Origin of the sequence: Campylobacter sp. IFREMER_LSEM_CL908 (assembly GCF_025771545.1) — a bacterium.
Taxonomy (GTDB): Bacteria; Campylobacterota; Campylobacteria; order Campylobacterales; family Campylobacteraceae; genus Campylobacter_D; species Campylobacter_D lari_D.
Genome location: NZ_JAKMQK010000017.1, coordinates 19,262 through 33,870, shown reverse-complemented (window position 1 = coordinate 33,870; position 14,609 = coordinate 19,262). Strand labels below are relative to the sequence as shown.

The 14,609-nt window shown below is 32.5% G+C and carries 11 protein-coding genes and 5 tRNA genes; 15 read left to right on the top strand and 1 reads right to left on the bottom strand.

Annotated features, from left to right (window positions below; translation table 11 throughout):
• Positions 1-702: YaaA family protein (locus L8U04_RS07560; protein WP_263709764.1), on the bottom strand; the 702-nt coding region annotated here is incomplete at its 3' end.
• A 93-nt stretch (positions 703-795) separates the two neighbouring features.
• Between L8U04_RS07560 and L8U04_RS07555 the strand changes: the two genes are divergently transcribed.
• The 15 genes from L8U04_RS07555 to rpoC all read left to right on the top strand — a co-directional run bounded on the left by L8U04_RS07555 (position 796) and on the right by rpoC (position 14,589).
• Positions 796-871 (top strand) — tRNA-Thr (locus tag L8U04_RS07555).
• A 47-nt stretch (positions 872-918) separates the two neighbouring features.
• A tRNA-Tyr gene (locus L8U04_RS07550) sits at positions 919-1,004 on the top strand.
• Between the two features lie 7 nt (positions 1,005-1,011).
• Positions 1,012-1,088: transfer RNA gene (locus tag L8U04_RS07545), tRNA-Gly, on the top strand.
• A 105-nt stretch (positions 1,089-1,193) separates the two neighbouring features.
• Positions 1,194-1,268: transfer RNA gene (locus tag L8U04_RS07540), tRNA-Thr, on the top strand.
• Positions 1,269-1,333: 65 nt separating this feature from the next.
• A complete protein-coding gene (gene tuf, locus L8U04_RS07535) occupies positions 1,334-2,533 on the top strand; it encodes an elongation factor Tu (protein ID WP_039617742.1) in 1,200 nt (399 codons plus the stop codon).
• 39 nt (positions 2,534-2,572) lie between these two features.
• Positions 2,573-2,731 (top strand): 50S ribosomal protein L33, encoded by a 159-nt coding sequence (gene rpmG / locus L8U04_RS07530; RefSeq protein WP_039617743.1) that lies wholly within the window; start codon positions 2,573-2,575, stop codon positions 2,729-2,731.
• A gap of 21 nt (positions 2,732-2,752) precedes the next feature.
• Positions 2,753-2,828, top strand: a tRNA-Trp gene (locus tag L8U04_RS07525).
• Positions 2,829-2,844: 16 nt separating this feature from the next.
• The gene (gene secE, locus L8U04_RS07520; RefSeq protein WP_039617745.1) at positions 2,845-3,027 is read left to right on the top strand and encodes a preprotein translocase subunit SecE; all 183 of its coding nucleotides are present in this window, start codon (positions 2,845-2,847) and stop codon (positions 3,025-3,027) included.
• A 1-nt stretch (position 3,028) separates the two neighbouring features.
• On the top strand, positions 3,029-3,562 hold the full coding sequence (gene nusG, locus L8U04_RS07515; RefSeq protein ID WP_087684660.1) for a transcription termination/antitermination protein NusG: 534 nt from the start codon (positions 3,029-3,031) through the stop codon (positions 3,560-3,562).
• 27 nt (positions 3,563-3,589) lie between these two features.
• A complete protein-coding gene (rplK, locus tag L8U04_RS07510; RefSeq protein ID WP_012661181.1) occupies positions 3,590-4,015 on the top strand; it encodes a 50S ribosomal protein L11 in 426 nt (141 codons plus the stop codon).
• A gap of 64 nt (positions 4,016-4,079) precedes the next feature.
• Positions 4,080-4,781 carry a 50S ribosomal protein L1 gene (rplA, locus tag L8U04_RS07505; RefSeq protein WP_263709763.1) on the top strand — a complete coding sequence of 234 codons (702 nt, stop codon included), beginning with the start codon at positions 4,080-4,082 and terminating at the stop codon, positions 4,779-4,781.
• Positions 4,782-4,936: 155 nt separating this feature from the next.
• On the top strand, positions 4,937-5,416 hold the full coding sequence (gene rplJ, locus L8U04_RS07500; protein WP_133319935.1) for a 50S ribosomal protein L10: 480 nt from the start codon (positions 4,937-4,939) through the stop codon (positions 5,414-5,416).
• A gap of 20 nt (positions 5,417-5,436) precedes the next feature.
• Positions 5,437-5,814 (top strand): 50S ribosomal protein L7/L12, encoded by a 378-nt coding sequence (rplL, locus tag L8U04_RS07495; RefSeq protein ID WP_012661184.1) that lies wholly within the window; start codon positions 5,437-5,439, stop codon positions 5,812-5,814.
• A 95-nt stretch (positions 5,815-5,909) separates the two neighbouring features.
• The gene (gene rpoB / locus L8U04_RS07490; protein WP_220566613.1) at positions 5,910-10,043 is read left to right on the top strand and encodes a DNA-directed RNA polymerase subunit beta; all 4,134 of its coding nucleotides are present in this window, start codon (positions 5,910-5,912) and stop codon (positions 10,041-10,043) included.
• The gene (gene rpoC / locus L8U04_RS07485; protein ID WP_263659896.1) at positions 10,036-14,589 is read left to right on the top strand and encodes a DNA-directed RNA polymerase subunit beta'; all 4,554 of its coding nucleotides are present in this window, start codon (positions 10,036-10,038) and stop codon (positions 14,587-14,589) included. Before rpoB ends, rpoC begins: the two co-directional genes overlap by 8 nt.
• Positions 14,590-14,609: the final 20 nt, after the last annotated feature.

Genomic DNA, 14,609 nt, shown 5'->3' with positions numbered 1-14,609 from the left:
TTGTATTTTAATTTCTTTTATTTTTAAATCATTAGGTAGATTTTCAAGCAAAGCTTCTTTATTATGTATATTTTTACTTGCCAATACTCTTAGCATTTTACCCCTATAAGCTTTAGCAAAATGACTTAAAGTTTTGGAATTTTTCAAAAAGGTAAAAGTTAAAAAAGGCTTTTTAATAGTATAAAATTTTTCATAAAATTTAGCTCTAAGATCAATGACTAATTCATTTTCTAAAAATTTATCGAGTTCATCAGAGAAACTATCTTTGTAATATTTTTCTATATTAAATTCTTTAATTTTCTCTCCTTGTTTTAATTTATAATAAGGTATTAAATCTTTTGCTAAAATAGGACCGAAAAGATTAGAAAATATCAAAACATTCTCATCTATGTATTTTCTTGAATTCTCGCTTAAATTTTCATAGTCTAAATGATCAAAAGCAACTCCATTATATCTTTGAATAGCTTTGTTTGTTTCTTTTGTTAAAATATCATGAGTTAATTCTTCTATTTCACTTGCATCTTTTATACCAAAAAATTTTTCAAGTTCAACTTCATTGCATTGATTTATATGATTTTTATATTTTGTAAGTACCTCAAGTCTTTTACTATATAAATTACTAAAAACAAAAGAGTTTTTATTTATATAATCTTGCGTATTTATTTTATTTTTGCTTTCACTAGGTGAAAATAAAATTTTCATATTTAATCCTTTATTTTTTTAAAAAATTATACAAAATTATTTAAAACACTTGACATTAATTCAAAATTACATTATAATTCAACTTTATTTTTTGCTGGTTTAGCTCAGTTGGTAGAGCAGCTGCCTTGTAAGCAGCAGGTCGGGGGTTCAAGTCCCTTAACCAGCTCCATTGTTAATAGCAGTGTTTGACCAGAAATAAAAAGCATTTTTATTCATGGTGAGTTACTCAAGTGGCCAACGAGGGCAGACTGTAAATCTGCTGGCTTTCGCCTTCCGTGGTTCGAATCCACGACTCACCACCATTGCTTTGCGGGAGTAGCTCAGTTGGCTAGAGCATCAGCCTTCCAAGCTGAGGGTCGCGGGTTCGAGTCCCGTTTCCCGCTCCAACCTAATTTTGGTAGAGTGAAACTGGGAGCTGTTTTTAAATTCAGAATTTCTAGCAGTTTCAAATTTCCAAAATTTTATAATTTATGTTTTTAATTTTTCTGAGCGCTCGTATGGCTCAGAGGTAGAGCACTCCCTTGGTAAGGGAGAGGTCGCGGGTTCAAGTCCCGCTATGAGCTCCATTGATTTCAAAAGATTATAAAACATAAATTAGTATTTGTTTGTAAATTTTATATGGAGGAAAAAGATGGCTAAAGAAAAATTTTCACGTAATAAGCCTCACGTAAATATTGGTACTATTGGTCACGTTGACCACGGTAAAACTACTTTAACAGCTGCTATCTCTGCTGTTCTTTCAAGAAGAGGTTTGGCTGAGCTTAAAGATTATGATAATATCGACAATGCTCCTGAAGAAAAAGAGCGTGGTATTACTATTGCAACTTCTCACATTGAGTATGAAACAGAAAATCGTCACTATGCTCACGTAGACTGCCCAGGTCACGCTGACTATGTTAAAAATATGATTACTGGTGCTGCTCAAATGGACGGTGCTATTCTTGTTGTTTCTGCTGCAGATGGCCCAATGCCACAAACTAGAGAGCACATCTTACTTTCTCGTCAAGTAGGTGTACCATATATCGTTGTTTTCATGAACAAAGCTGATATGGTTGATGATGCTGAATTATTAGAATTAGTTGAAATGGAAATTAGAGAGTTGTTAAGTTCTTATGACTTCCCAGGAGATGACACTCCAATTATTTCAGGTTCTGCTTTACAAGCTCTTGAAGAAGCAAAAGCTGGACAAGATGGTGAATGGTCTAAAAAAATCCTAGATCTTATGGCAGCAGTTGATGAGTATATCCCAACTCCAGCTCGTGATACAGATAAAGATTTCTTAATGCCAATTGAAGATGTATTCTCAATTTCAGGTCGTGGTACAGTTGTTACTGGTAGAATTGAAAAAGGTGTTGTTAAAGTTGGTGACACTATTGAAATCGTTGGTATTAGAGAAACACAAAGCACTACAGTAACTGGTGTTGAAATGTTTAGAAAAGAAATGGATCAAGGTGAAGCAGGTGATAACGTAGGTGTTCTTCTACGTGGTACTAAAAAAGAAGATGTTCTTCGTGGTATGGTTCTTGCTAAGCCAAAATCAATTACTCCACATACTGACTTTGAAGCAGAAGTTTATATTTTAAATAAAGATGAAGGTGGTCGTCATACTCCATTCTTTAATAACTATAGACCACAGTTCTATGTAAGAACAACAGATGTTACTGGTTCTATCCAACTTGCAGAAGGCGTTGAAATGGTTATGCCAGGTGAGAATGTTAGAATTACTGTAAGTCTTATTGCACCAGTTGCGCTTGAAGAAGGTACTCGTTTTGCTATCCGTGAAGGTGGCCGTACTGTTGGTTCAGGTGTTGTATCTAAAATTATTAAATAATCATAAGCGAGATTTTATCTCGCTTTTTAAGGAATAAAAATGAGAATTAAAGTTGGCTTGAAATGTGAAGAGTGCGGTGATATTAATTACAGTACTTTTAAAAATAGTAAAAATACAACTGAAAAATTAGAATTAAAAAAATATTGCCCAAGATTAAAAAAACATACAGTTCATAAAGAAGTTAAATTAAAAAGTTAAGGCTTTTATATAAAAGCCCTTAGGGCAATAGCTCCAACGGTAGAGCGCCGGATTCCAAATCCGATGGTTGGGGGTTCGAATCCCTCTTGCCCTGCCACAAAATAAGGTTAAATATGGAAAAACTAATAACTTATTTTAAATTGTCAAAAGCTGAATTATCAAAAGTTATTTGGCCTTTGAAAGAGCAAGTTAGAAATGCTTATATTACCGTTTTTGTAGTTGTTACTGTTGTTTCATTATTTTTAGCATTGGTTGACTTGATTATGTCATTTTCATTATCTAAGATTATAGGATAAAATAATGAATCATAAATGGTATGCAATTCAAACTTATGCAGGTAGTGAAATGGCTGTAAAAAGAGCCATAGAAAATTTAGTTAGAGATCATGGAATTCAAGAGCAATTGTTAGAAGTAATTGTTCCAACTGAAGATGTGATTGAATTTAAAAATGGTAAAGAAAAAATAAGCGAAAGAAGTTTGTATTCAGGCTATGTATTTGCCAATATTGACTTATCAACAGAACTTTGGCATAAAATTCAATCTTTGCCAAAAGTTGGTCGTTTTATAGGGGAAAGTAAAAAACCAACCCCATTGAGTGAAAAAGATATCAATCTTATTTTAGAAAAGGTGAAAAATAAAGCAGCACCTAAACCTAAAATTTCATTTGATAAAGAAGAAAGTGTAAGAATAACCGAAGGTCCTTTTGCAAACTTTGTTGGTATTGTAGAAGAATATGATATGGTTAGAGGGGTTTTAAAGCTAAATGTTTCAATATTTGGCAGATCAACTCCAGTAGAGATCTTATACTCTCAAGTTGAAAAAATAGTTTGATAATATAGCAAGTAAAGGAGTAAGGTTATGGCTAAAAAAGTCGTAGGAGAAATAAAATTACAAATAGCTGCTACTAAGGCTAATCCATCACCTCCAGTTGGTCCTGCTTTGGGTCAACAAGGTGTTAATATTATGGAATTTTGTAAGGCATTTAATGAAAGAACAAAAGATATGGCTGGCTTTAATATTCCAGTTGTTATTACTGTTTATGCAGATAAAAGCTTTACATTTATCACAAAACAACCACCAGCTACTGATTTAATCAAAAAAGCTGCAGGTATTTCTAAAGGTGCGGATAATCCTTTAAAAAATAAAGTAGGTAAATTAACTAAAGCACAAGTTTTAGAAATTGTTGATAAAAAAATAGCTGATATGAACACAAAAGATAGAGAGCAAGCTGCTAAGATTATTATGGGTTCTGCTCGTTCTATGGGTGTTGAAATCGTAGATTAATACTCTTTACCGCCAAGAGTTTAAAAAGGCGGTAGCACTTTATATAAAATGCGGAGAAAAATTAATGTCAAAAAATACTAAAAGATTTACAGAATTATTAAAAAAAATAGATTCAAATAAAAATTACTTAATGGATGAAGCAATAAGCACAGTTAAAACTCTTGCATCTGCTAAATTTGATGAAACAGTTGAAATTGCTTTAAAATTAAATGTTGATCCAAGACATGCAGATCAGATGGTAAGAGGTAGTGTAGTTTTACCTTGTGGTACAGGTAAAAAAGTGCGTGTTGCTGTTATAGCAAAAGATGCAAAAGCTGATGAGGCAAAAAATGCAGGTGCTGATATAGTTGGTAGTGATGATTTAGTAGAAGAAATTCAAAAAGGAAATATGAATTTTGATGTTTTAATTGCTACTCCAAATTTGATGGGTTTAGTTGGTAAAGTAGGTCGTATTTTAGGACCTAAAGGTTTAATGCCAAATCCTAAGACAGGTACTGTGACAATGGATGTTGCACAAGCTGTGAATAATGCTAAAAATGGTCAAGTTAACTTCCGTGTTGATAAGCAAGGAAATATCCATGCAGGTTTAGGTAAAGTTAACTTTACTCAAGAACAATTAAAAGAAAATATGACAGCATTTGTAAAAGCTATTAATAAACACAAGCCAGCTGCTGCAAAAGGAAGATATATTAAAAATGCTAGTCTTTCTTTAACTATGAGTCCTTCTCTTTCTCTTGATACTCAAGAATTACTTGATACAAAATAAAATTAATGAGAGTTTTACTCTCATTAATAAAAATTAGATAAGATAATAACTTTTATTTTATCTAATTTTTATCTTAGATTGGAGATAGCCGAGGTCCTAGGACTTAATTAGATTTTTCTGCTCTGCTTGAAATCACCGGTCGGAAAGGAGTAAAGATGACTAAAAGCCAAAAAGTTGAACTTGTTTCTAAACTTGAAGAAGGTTTTAAAGTTAGTGAGGCTGTTGTAGTTTGTAACTATAAGGGTTTAAATACTAAAAAACTTGAAGAGTTAAGAAATAATGCGAGAGAAATGGATGTTAAAGTTCAAATTATTAAAAATACTTTAGCAAGTATTGCTCTTAAAAATGCCGGCAAAGATGGAATGGAACTTAAAGATACTAATATTTATCTTTGGGGTGAAGACCAATTAAATGTTTCAAAAGTTGCTGATAAATTTAGCGAAGCTAATCAAGCATTTGAGATCAAAACTGCATTTATCGAAGGCGAAGTTGCTTCTGTAGATAAAGTTAAAGCTTTAGCTAAAATGCCTTCTCGTAATGAATTACTTGCTATGCTTTTGCAAGTTTGGAATGCACCAATCACCAATTTTACAATTGGATTAAATGCATTAAAAGAAAAAAAAGAAGCTGAATAAAATTATAAAAAGGATAAAAAATGGCAATTACTAAAGAAGATGTATTAGAATTTATTTCTAACCTAAGTGTTCTTGAGCTTTCAGAATTAGTAAAAGAATTTGAAGAAAAATTTGGTGTTTCTGCTGCTCCAGTTATGGTTGCGGGTGCTGCTGTTGCGGGTGCTGCTGGCGGTGCTGCTGAAGAAAAAACTGAATTTGATATTGTATTACAAGATGGTGGCGATAAAAAAATTAATGTAATTAAAGTTGTTCGTGCTTTAACTGGTCTTGGATTAAAAGAAGCAAAAGATGCAGTTGAGCAAACTCCATCAGTTCTTAAAGAAGGTGTTAGTAAAGCTGAAGCTGAAGAAGCTAAAAAACAACTTGAAGAAGCTGGCGCTAAGGTTGAACTTAAATAATTTTTTATTTTTAAAAGAAAGGATTTTATATCCTTTCTTGTTTTCCTTTAATAAGGATTCTTTCTTTCAATACTTTTACCATGGGGTATAATAATATGTTAAATTCACAATCAGGAAATCGTTTAAGAATAGACTTCTCGAATGTTCCACAACAAATAGACATTCCAAATTTATTACAATTACAAAAAAAGAGTTTTGATTATTTTTTAAATTTAGATGCAAAAAATTCAGAAAGTGGAATTGAAAAAGTTTTCAAATCTATCTTTCCAATCCATGATCCGCAAAATAGATTAAGTTTAGAATATGTAAGTAGTGAAGTAGGTAAACCTAAATATACCATTAGAGAGTGCATGGAAAGAGGTTTAACTTATTCTGTAAATTTGAAAATGAAAATCCGTTTAACTTTACATGAAAAAGATGAAAAAACGGGTGAAAAAATCGGTATAAAAGATATCAAAGAACAAGAAATTTATATTAGAGAAATTCCTTTAATGACAGATAGAATTTCTTTTATAATTAATGGGGTTGAAAGAGTTGTTGTAAATCAACTTCATAGAAGTCCAGGTGTTATTTTTAAAGAAGAAGAAAGTTCTACTGTTGCAAATAAATTAGTATATACAGCTCAAATTATACCAGATCGTGGTTCTTGGCTTTATTTTGAATATGATGCAAAAGATGTGCTTTATGTGCGTATTAATAAAAGAAGGAAAGTGCCTATTACTATTTTATTTAGAGCACTTGGTTATAAAAAGCAAGATATTATAAAATTATTTTACCCTATACAAACTATTCATGTTAAAAAAGATAAATTTTTAACTGAATTTAATCCAAATGACTTTTTAGATAGAGTCGAATATGACTTAAAAGATGAAAAAGGCAATGTTGTACACCAAGCCGGTAAAAGAATGACAAAGAAAAAAGCTGAGCAACTTATAAAAGACGGTGTTAAATGGGTTGAATATCCAATTGAAATTTTAACAAATAGATATTTAGCTAACCCTATTATTAATAAAGAAACCGGTGAGGTTTTGTTTGATTCTTTAACGCTATTAGATGAGGGAAAATTAGCTAAAATTAAAGAAGAAAAACAATTTGATATTGCAAATGACTTAGCAAATGGAGTTGATGCTGCTATTATTAATTCTTTCATTCAAGATAATGAGACTTTAAAATTATTAAAACAAACTGAAAATATAGAAGATGAAAATGATTTAGCAGCTATTAGAATTTATAAAGTAATGAGACCAGGTGAGCCTGTAGTAAAAGATGCTGCAAAAGCTTTTGTAAATGATTTATTTTTTAATCCTGAAAGATATGATCTAACAAAAGTTGGTCGTATGAAAATGAATCATAAACTAGGATTAGATACACCTGAATATGTTACAGTTTTAACAAATGAAGATATAGTAAAAACTGCAAAATATTTAATTAAAGTAAAAAATGGTAGAGGCCATATTGATGATAGAGATCATTTAGGTAATCGTCGTATTAGATCGATTGGAGAGCTTTTAGCTAATGAACTTCATGTGGGTCTTGCTAAAATGCAAAAATCAATTAGAGATAAATTTACCGCATTAAATGCAGATATTGATAAAGTAATGCCTTATGACTTAATCAATCCTAAAACAATTACTGTGACAATTATGGAATTTTTTACCGGTGGTCAATTGTCTCAATTTATGGATCAAACAAATCCATTAAGCGAGGTAACTCATAAGCGTCGTTTATCTGCGCTTGGCGAGGGTGGTTTAGTAAAAGAAAGAGCGGGTTTTGAAGTGCGTGATGTCCATGCAACGCATTATGGAAGAATTTGCCCTGTTGAAACTCCAGAAGGTCAAAATATCGGTTTGATTAATACGCTTTCAACTTATGCTAAAGTAAATGATCTAGGTTTTGTTGAAGCACCTTATAAGAAAGTAGAAAATGGAAAAGTAAGCAATGAAATTGTTTATTTAACCGCTACTCAAGAAGAAGGTTTAGTGATCGCAGCTGCTTCAACTAAAATTGATGAAAAAGGTAATATTGTTGAAGAATTTGTTGAAGCAAGACAAGATGGTGAAACAATCTTAGCAAGAAGAGAAGAAGTGCATTTGATTGATCTTTGTTCAGGTATGATAGTAGGGGTCGCAGCTTCTTTGATTCCATTTTTGGAGCATGATGATGCAAACAGAGCCCTGATGGGTTCAAACATGCAGCGTCAAGCAGTGCCTTTACTAACCGCACAAGCACCTATAGTAGGTACTGGTATGGAAAAAATCATTGCACGTGATGCTTGGGAAGCTATTAAAGCTAAAAGAGCAGGTATTGTAGAAAAAGTTGATAATAAAAATATTTTTATTTTGGGCGAAGATGAAAATGGACCATTTATTGATCATTATAAAATGGAAAAAAATCTAAGAACTAACCAAAATACAACTTTTATTCAACACCCGATTGTGAAAAAAGGCGAATTTATTCAAGCAGGTCAAATTATTGCAGATGGTCCAAGTATGGACCAAGGAGAGCTTGCTATTGGTAAAAATGCTTTGATCGCATTTATGCCATGGCATGGATATAATTATGAAGATGCTATTGTAATTAGTGAGAAAATTTTACGCGAAGATACTTTCACTAGTGTTCATATTTATGAAAAAGAAGTAGAGGCTAGAGAACTTAAAGATGGCGTTGAAGAGATTACAAAAGATATTCCAAATGTTAAAGAGGAAGATTTAGCACATCTTGATGAGAGTGGTATTGCAAAAATAGGAACTCATATAAAGCCTGGTATGATTTTGGTAGGTAAAGTTTCACCTAAAGGTGAGGTAAAACCTACGCCTGAAGAAAGATTACTAAGAGCTATTTTTGGTGAAAAGGCAGGACATGTTGTAAATAAATCTTTATATGCAACTGCTTCATTGGAAGGTGTTGTTGTAGATGTAAAAATATTTACTAAAAAAGGTTATGAAAAAGATGCTCGTGCTGTAAAAGCCTATGATGATGAAAAATTAAATCTTGAAAAAGAACATCACGATAGACTTTTGATGATGGACAGAGAAGAAACTTTAAGAGTATGTTCTTTGCTTTCTAAATCACCTTTAAATTCAGACGAAGAAATAAATGGTGTTAAATATAAAAAAGGTTCCAAGGTAGAAATTACCGAGTTGGAAAAAATTAATCGTTTTGCATTAAATTCTTTAGTTAAAGCTTATTCTAAAGAAGTGCAAAAAGAATATGATGATTTAAAAAATCACTTCCAAAACGAGAAGAAAAAGCTTAAAACAGAGCATGATGAAAAATTAGAAATTTTAGAAAAAGATGATATTTTACCAAGTGGAGTGGTAAAACTTGTTAAAGTATATATTGCGACTAAGAGAAAATTAAAAGTTGGGGATAAAATGGCAGGACGCCATGGAAATAAAGGTATTGTATCTAATATCGTTCCAGAAGTTGATATGCCTTATTTACCTGATGGAAGACCTATTGATATAGCTTTAAATCCTCTAGGGGTTCCAAGTCGTATGAATATAGGACAAATTCTTGAAAGTCACTTAGGGATTGTTGGTATGAGACTAGGTGATCAAATTCAAGAAATTTTTGATAGAAAACAAAAAGATTTTGTAAAAGAATTACGCGAAAAAATTCTTGAAATTTGTAGTGTATCTAGACTTGAGCTAGAAAAGAAATTTGTACAAACTTTAAATGATGAGCAACTTATTTCTTATGCTAGAGATTGGGCTAAAGGGGTAAAATTTGCTACTCCTGTATTTGAAGGTGTAACGGTTGAAGAATTTGGTAAGCTTTTTGAAATGGCTAAAATAGCTATGGATGGAAAAAGCGAACTTTATGATGGAAGAACTGGTGAAAAAATGGCAGAGCGTGTGCATGTTGGATGTATGTATATGCTTAAATTACACCATTTAGTAGATGAAAAAGTTCACGCAAGAAGCACTGGACCTTATAGCTTAGTAACACAACAACCAGTTGGTGGTAAAGCATTATTTGGTGGGCAAAGATTTGGTGAGATGGAAGTTTGGGCTCTTGAAGCTTATGGAGCAGCTCATACTTTAAGAGAAATGCTTACTATTAAATCTGATGATGTTGAGGGTAGATTTAGTGCTTATAAAGCTTTAACAAAAGGCGAGAATGTTCCAGCAACAGGTATTCCAGAGACATTCTTTGTACTTACAAATGAATTAAAATCTCTTGCTTTAGATGTTGAGATTTTTGATAAGGATGAGAATAATGAGTAAATTTAAACCTATCGAAATAAAAGAAGATGGCAGACCTAGAGACTTTGAAGCTTTTCAATTAAGACTTGCAAGTCCTGAAAAAATCAAATCATGGTCTTATGGGGAAGTAAAAAAACCAGAAACGATTAATTATAGAACTTTAAAGCCTGAAAGAGATGGGCTTTTTTGTGCTAAAATTTTTGGACCAGTAAGAGATTATGAGTGTCTTTGTGGTAAGTATAAAAAAATGCGTTTTAAGGGCATTAAGTGTGAAAAATGTGGTGTTGAAGTTACTAGTTCTAAAGTGCGTCGTTCAAGAATGGGGCATATTGAGCTAGTTACCCCAGTAGCACATATATGGTATGTGAACTCTTTACCAAGTCGTATCGGTACTTTACTCGGCGTAAAGATGAAAGACTTAGAACGCGTATTATATTATGAAGCATATATAGTAGAAAATCCAGGTGATGCATACTATGATAATGAAAATACTAAAAAAGTTGAATTTTGTGATGTGTTAAATGAAGAGCAGTATTTAAATTTAATGCAACGCTATGAAAGTAGTGGATTTAAAGCTAGAATGGGTGGTGAAGTTGTTAGAGATTTACTAGCAAATTTAGATCTTGTCGAGCTTTTAAATAAATTAAAAGAAGATATTGCAGCAACTAATTCAGAAGCAAAGAAAAAAACTATCATCAAACGCTTAAAAGTGGTAGAAAATTTCTTAAATAGTAATTTAAATAGCAATACAAATATTGATGAAGTAGTACCAAATCGTCCTGAGTGGATGATGATCACAAATTTACCTGTATTACCACCTGATTTAAGACCTTTGGTAGCTTTAGATGGTGGAAAATTTGCAGTTTCTGATGTGAATGATTTATATAGAAGGGTTATCAATAGAAATACGCGTTTAAAAAGACTTATGGAGCTTGATGCACCTGAAATTATCATTAGAAATGAAAAAAGAATGCTACAAGAAGCAGTTGATGCTTTGTTTGATAATGGCAGAAGAGCAAATGCAGTTAAAGGTGCAAATAAGCGCCCATTGAAATCTTTAAGTGAAATTATCAAAGGTAAACAAGGTCGTTTTAGACAAAATCTACTTGGTAAAAGGGTGGATTTCTCAGGTCGTAGTGTTATTGTTGTTGGACCAAAACTTAGAATGGATCAATGCGGTTTACCTAAAAAAATGGCTTTAGAATTATTTAAACCACATTTGTTAGCTAAGCTTGAAGAAAAAGGTTATGCAACTACCGTAAAACAAGCTAAAAAAATGATAGAAAACAAAACTAATGAGGTTTGGGAGTGCTTAGAAGAGGTTGTTAAAGGTCATCCTGTAATGCTTAACCGTGCTCCAACCTTGCATAAACTTTCTATCCAAGCTTTTCATCCTGTGCTTGTAGAGGGTAAAGCGATTCAACTTCATCCATTAGTGTGTGCGGCATTTAATGCTGACTTTGACGGGGACCAAATGGCTGTGCATGTGCCTTTATCTCAAGAGGCAATAGCTGAGTGTAAAGTATTAATGCTCTCATCTATGAATATCTTGCTTCCAGCAAGTGGTCGTTCTGTAACTGTGCCTTCTCAAGATATGGTTTTGGGGATTTATTATCTGTCTTTAGAAAAAGATGGTGCTAAAGGTGAGCATAAAATTTGCACAGGTATTGAAGAGGTTATGATTGCTCTAGAAGCAAAATCTTTAGATATTCATGCAAGCATTAGAAGTGTGGTTGATGGAAGAAAAATCACAACAACCGCGGGTAGATTGATTATTAAGTCTATCTTACCTGATTTTGTTCCTGAAAATATGTGGAATAAAGTCATGAAGAAAAAAGATATTGCAGCTTTGGTTGATTATGTTTATAAAGAGGGTGGCCTTGAAGTAAGTGCTAGCTTTTTAGATAAACTAAAAGATCTTGGTTTTGAATATGCAACAAAAGCAGGTATTTCTATTTCAATTGCTGATATTATTGTGCCTGATCAAAAGCAAAAAAGCATAGAAGAAGCTAAAAAACAAGTAAGAGAAATTCAAAATTCATATAATTTAGGTTTGATTACTTCGGGTGAAAGATATAATAAGATTATCGATATTTGGAAAAGCACTAATAATATCTTGTCAAAAGATATGATGGAGTTAATTAAAAAAGATAAAGAAGGATTTAACTCTATTTATATGATGGCAGATTCTGGTGCTAGAGGTTCAGCAGCTCAAATTTCACAGCTTGCTGCGATGAGGGGTCTTATGGCAAAACCTGATGGCTCAATTATTGAAACACCGATTATTTCAAATTTCCGTGAAGGACTTAATGTTCTTGAATATTTTATTTCAACTCATGGTGCTAGAAAAGGTCTCGCAGATACAGCATTAAAAACAGCAAATGCAGGTTATTTAACAAGAAAGCTTATCGATGTGGCGCAAAATGTAAAAGTTACAATGGATGATTGTGGCGCACATGAGGGTGTTGAAATTAATGAAATCACAGCAGATGGTGTTGTGATTGAAACCTTAGAGGAAAGAATTTTAGGAAGAGTTTTAGCTGAAAATATTATTGATTCTATTACTAATGAAATTTTATTTTCAGAAGGTACTTTAATAGATGAAGAAAAAGCTAGAGTAATTGTTGAAAGTGGTGTAAAGAGTGTAAGTATTAGAACTCCTATTACTTGTAAAGCTAAAAAAGGAGTTTGTTCTAAATGTTATGGTATTAACCTAGGTGAGGGCAAATTAGTTAAGCCAGGTGAAGCTGTAGGTATTATATCTGCTCAATCAATCGGTGAGCCAGGAACTCAGCTTACACTAAGAACTTTCCATAGTGGTGGTACTGCTAGTACAGATTTACAAGATCGTCAAGTAGTAGCACACAAAGAAGGTTTTGTAAGATTTTATAATCTTAACACTTATGAAGATAGACAAGGTAAAACTATCGTTGCAAATCATCGCAATGCTGCTATTTTACTTGTTGAGCCAAAAATCAAAGCCCCATTTAAAGGAACTATCCATATTGAACATGCGTATGAAGATGTAGTGGTTAGCGTTAAAGCAAAAAACAATGAAGCTAAATTTATATTAAGAAAATATGATTTAGCAAAAGCTAATGAGCTTGCTGGTGTAAGTGGTAATATCGAAGGTAAGTTATATATTCCATATAGCGATGGTGTTGAAGTAGCTGAAAATGAAAGTATTGTTGAAGTGATCAAAGAAGGTTGGAATATACCAAATCGTATTCCTTATGCTAGTGAATTGCTAGTAAAAGATGGTGATCCTATCACTCAAGATATTATAGCAGGTGCAAAAGGCACATTAAAATTTTACATGCTCAAAGGCGATGGTTTAGATAGGATTAAAAATCTTAAAAAAGGTGATGTAGTTAAAGAAAAAGGTGTTTTTGTTGTTATTGCTGATGAAAATGATAGAGAAGCAAAAAGACATTATATACCAAGAGAATCCGTGATTGAATTTGATGATAGTGCTTTTGTGGATAATCCTAAAGCTATCATAGCAAAATCAAGCAAAGAAGATAAAACTATCATTGCTGAATGGGATGCATATAATAACACCGTAATTGCAGAGGTTGCAGGTACTATAAATTTTGAAGATATTGAATCAGGCTATAGTGCTGATGAACAAATTGATGAAGCAACAGGTAAAAGATCGCTTGTTATTAATGAGTATTTACCAAGTGGAGTGCGTCCAGCGTTGTTAATCATAGGTGAAAATGACAAAGTAGTGCGTTATCAATTAGAGCCAAAAACTGTTATTTATGTAAATGATGGTGATAAGGTGAAGCAAGCTGATATTTTAGCTAAAACACCAAAGGCAGCAGCTAAATCAAAAGATATTACCGGGGGTCTTCCAAGAGTATCTGAATTATTTGAAGCAAGAAAGCCAAAAAACACTGCCGTTGTAGCTGAAATTGATGGAGTTGTTAGATTTGATAAGCCTTTAAGATCAAAAGAAAGAATCATTATTCAAGCAGAAGATGGAAGTAGTGCAGAGTATTTGATAGATAAATCAAAACGTATTCAAGTAAGAGATGGTGAGTTTATCCATGCGGGTGAAAAATTAACCGATGGAGTTATTTCAAGCCATGATGTACTTAGAATTTTAGGTGAAAAAGCATTACATTATTATCTTATTTCTGAAATTCAGCAAGTTTATCGCGGTCAAGGTGTTGTGATTTCTGATAAGCATATTGAAATCATCGTATCACAAATGCTAAGACAAGTTAAAATTGTAGATAGTGGTCATACTAACTTCATCGTGGGTGATTTAGTTTCAAGAAGAAAATTCAGAGAAGAAAATGAAAGAATTTTAAGATATGGTGGTGAGCCTGCTGTGGCTGAACCTGTGTTACTTGGGGTAACAAGAGCGGCTATTGGAAGTGATAGCGTGATTTCAGCTGCTTCTTTCCAAGAAACAACAAAAGTTTTAACAGAAGCAAGTATTGCAGGTAAATTTGATTATCTTGAAGATCTAAAAGAAAATGTAATCTTAGGTCGTATGATTCCTGTTGGAACAGGATTATATCAAGAGCAAAAACTTAAATTAAAAGAAAAAGAATAAAAATCCCTAGCTAGGGATTT

Coding starts and splice junctions, on each gene's coding strand:
- tuf (WP_039617742.1), top strand. CDS start 1,334: ATGGCTAAAGAAAAATTTTCACGTAATAAGCCTCACGTAAATATTGGT.
- rpmG (WP_039617743.1), top strand. CDS start 2,573: ATGAGAATTAAAGTTGGCTTGAAATGTGAAGAGTGCGGTGATATTAAT.
- secE (WP_039617745.1), top strand. CDS start 2,845: ATGGAAAAACTAATAACTTATTTTAAATTGTCAAAAGCTGAATTATCA.
- rplK (WP_012661181.1), top strand. CDS start 3,590: ATGGCTAAAAAAGTCGTAGGAGAAATAAAATTACAAATAGCTGCTACT.
- rplA (WP_263709763.1), top strand. CDS start 4,080: ATGTCAAAAAATACTAAAAGATTTACAGAATTATTAAAAAAAATAGAT.
- rplJ (WP_133319935.1), top strand. CDS start 4,937: ATGACTAAAAGCCAAAAAGTTGAACTTGTTTCTAAACTTGAAGAAGGT.
- rplL (WP_012661184.1), top strand. CDS start 5,437: ATGGCAATTACTAAAGAAGATGTATTAGAATTTATTTCTAACCTAAGT.
- rpoB (WP_220566613.1), top strand. CDS start 5,910: ATGTTAAATTCACAATCAGGAAATCGTTTAAGAATAGACTTCTCGAAT.
- rpoC (WP_263659896.1), top strand. CDS start 10,036: ATGAGTAAATTTAAACCTATCGAAATAAAAGAAGATGGCAGACCTAGA.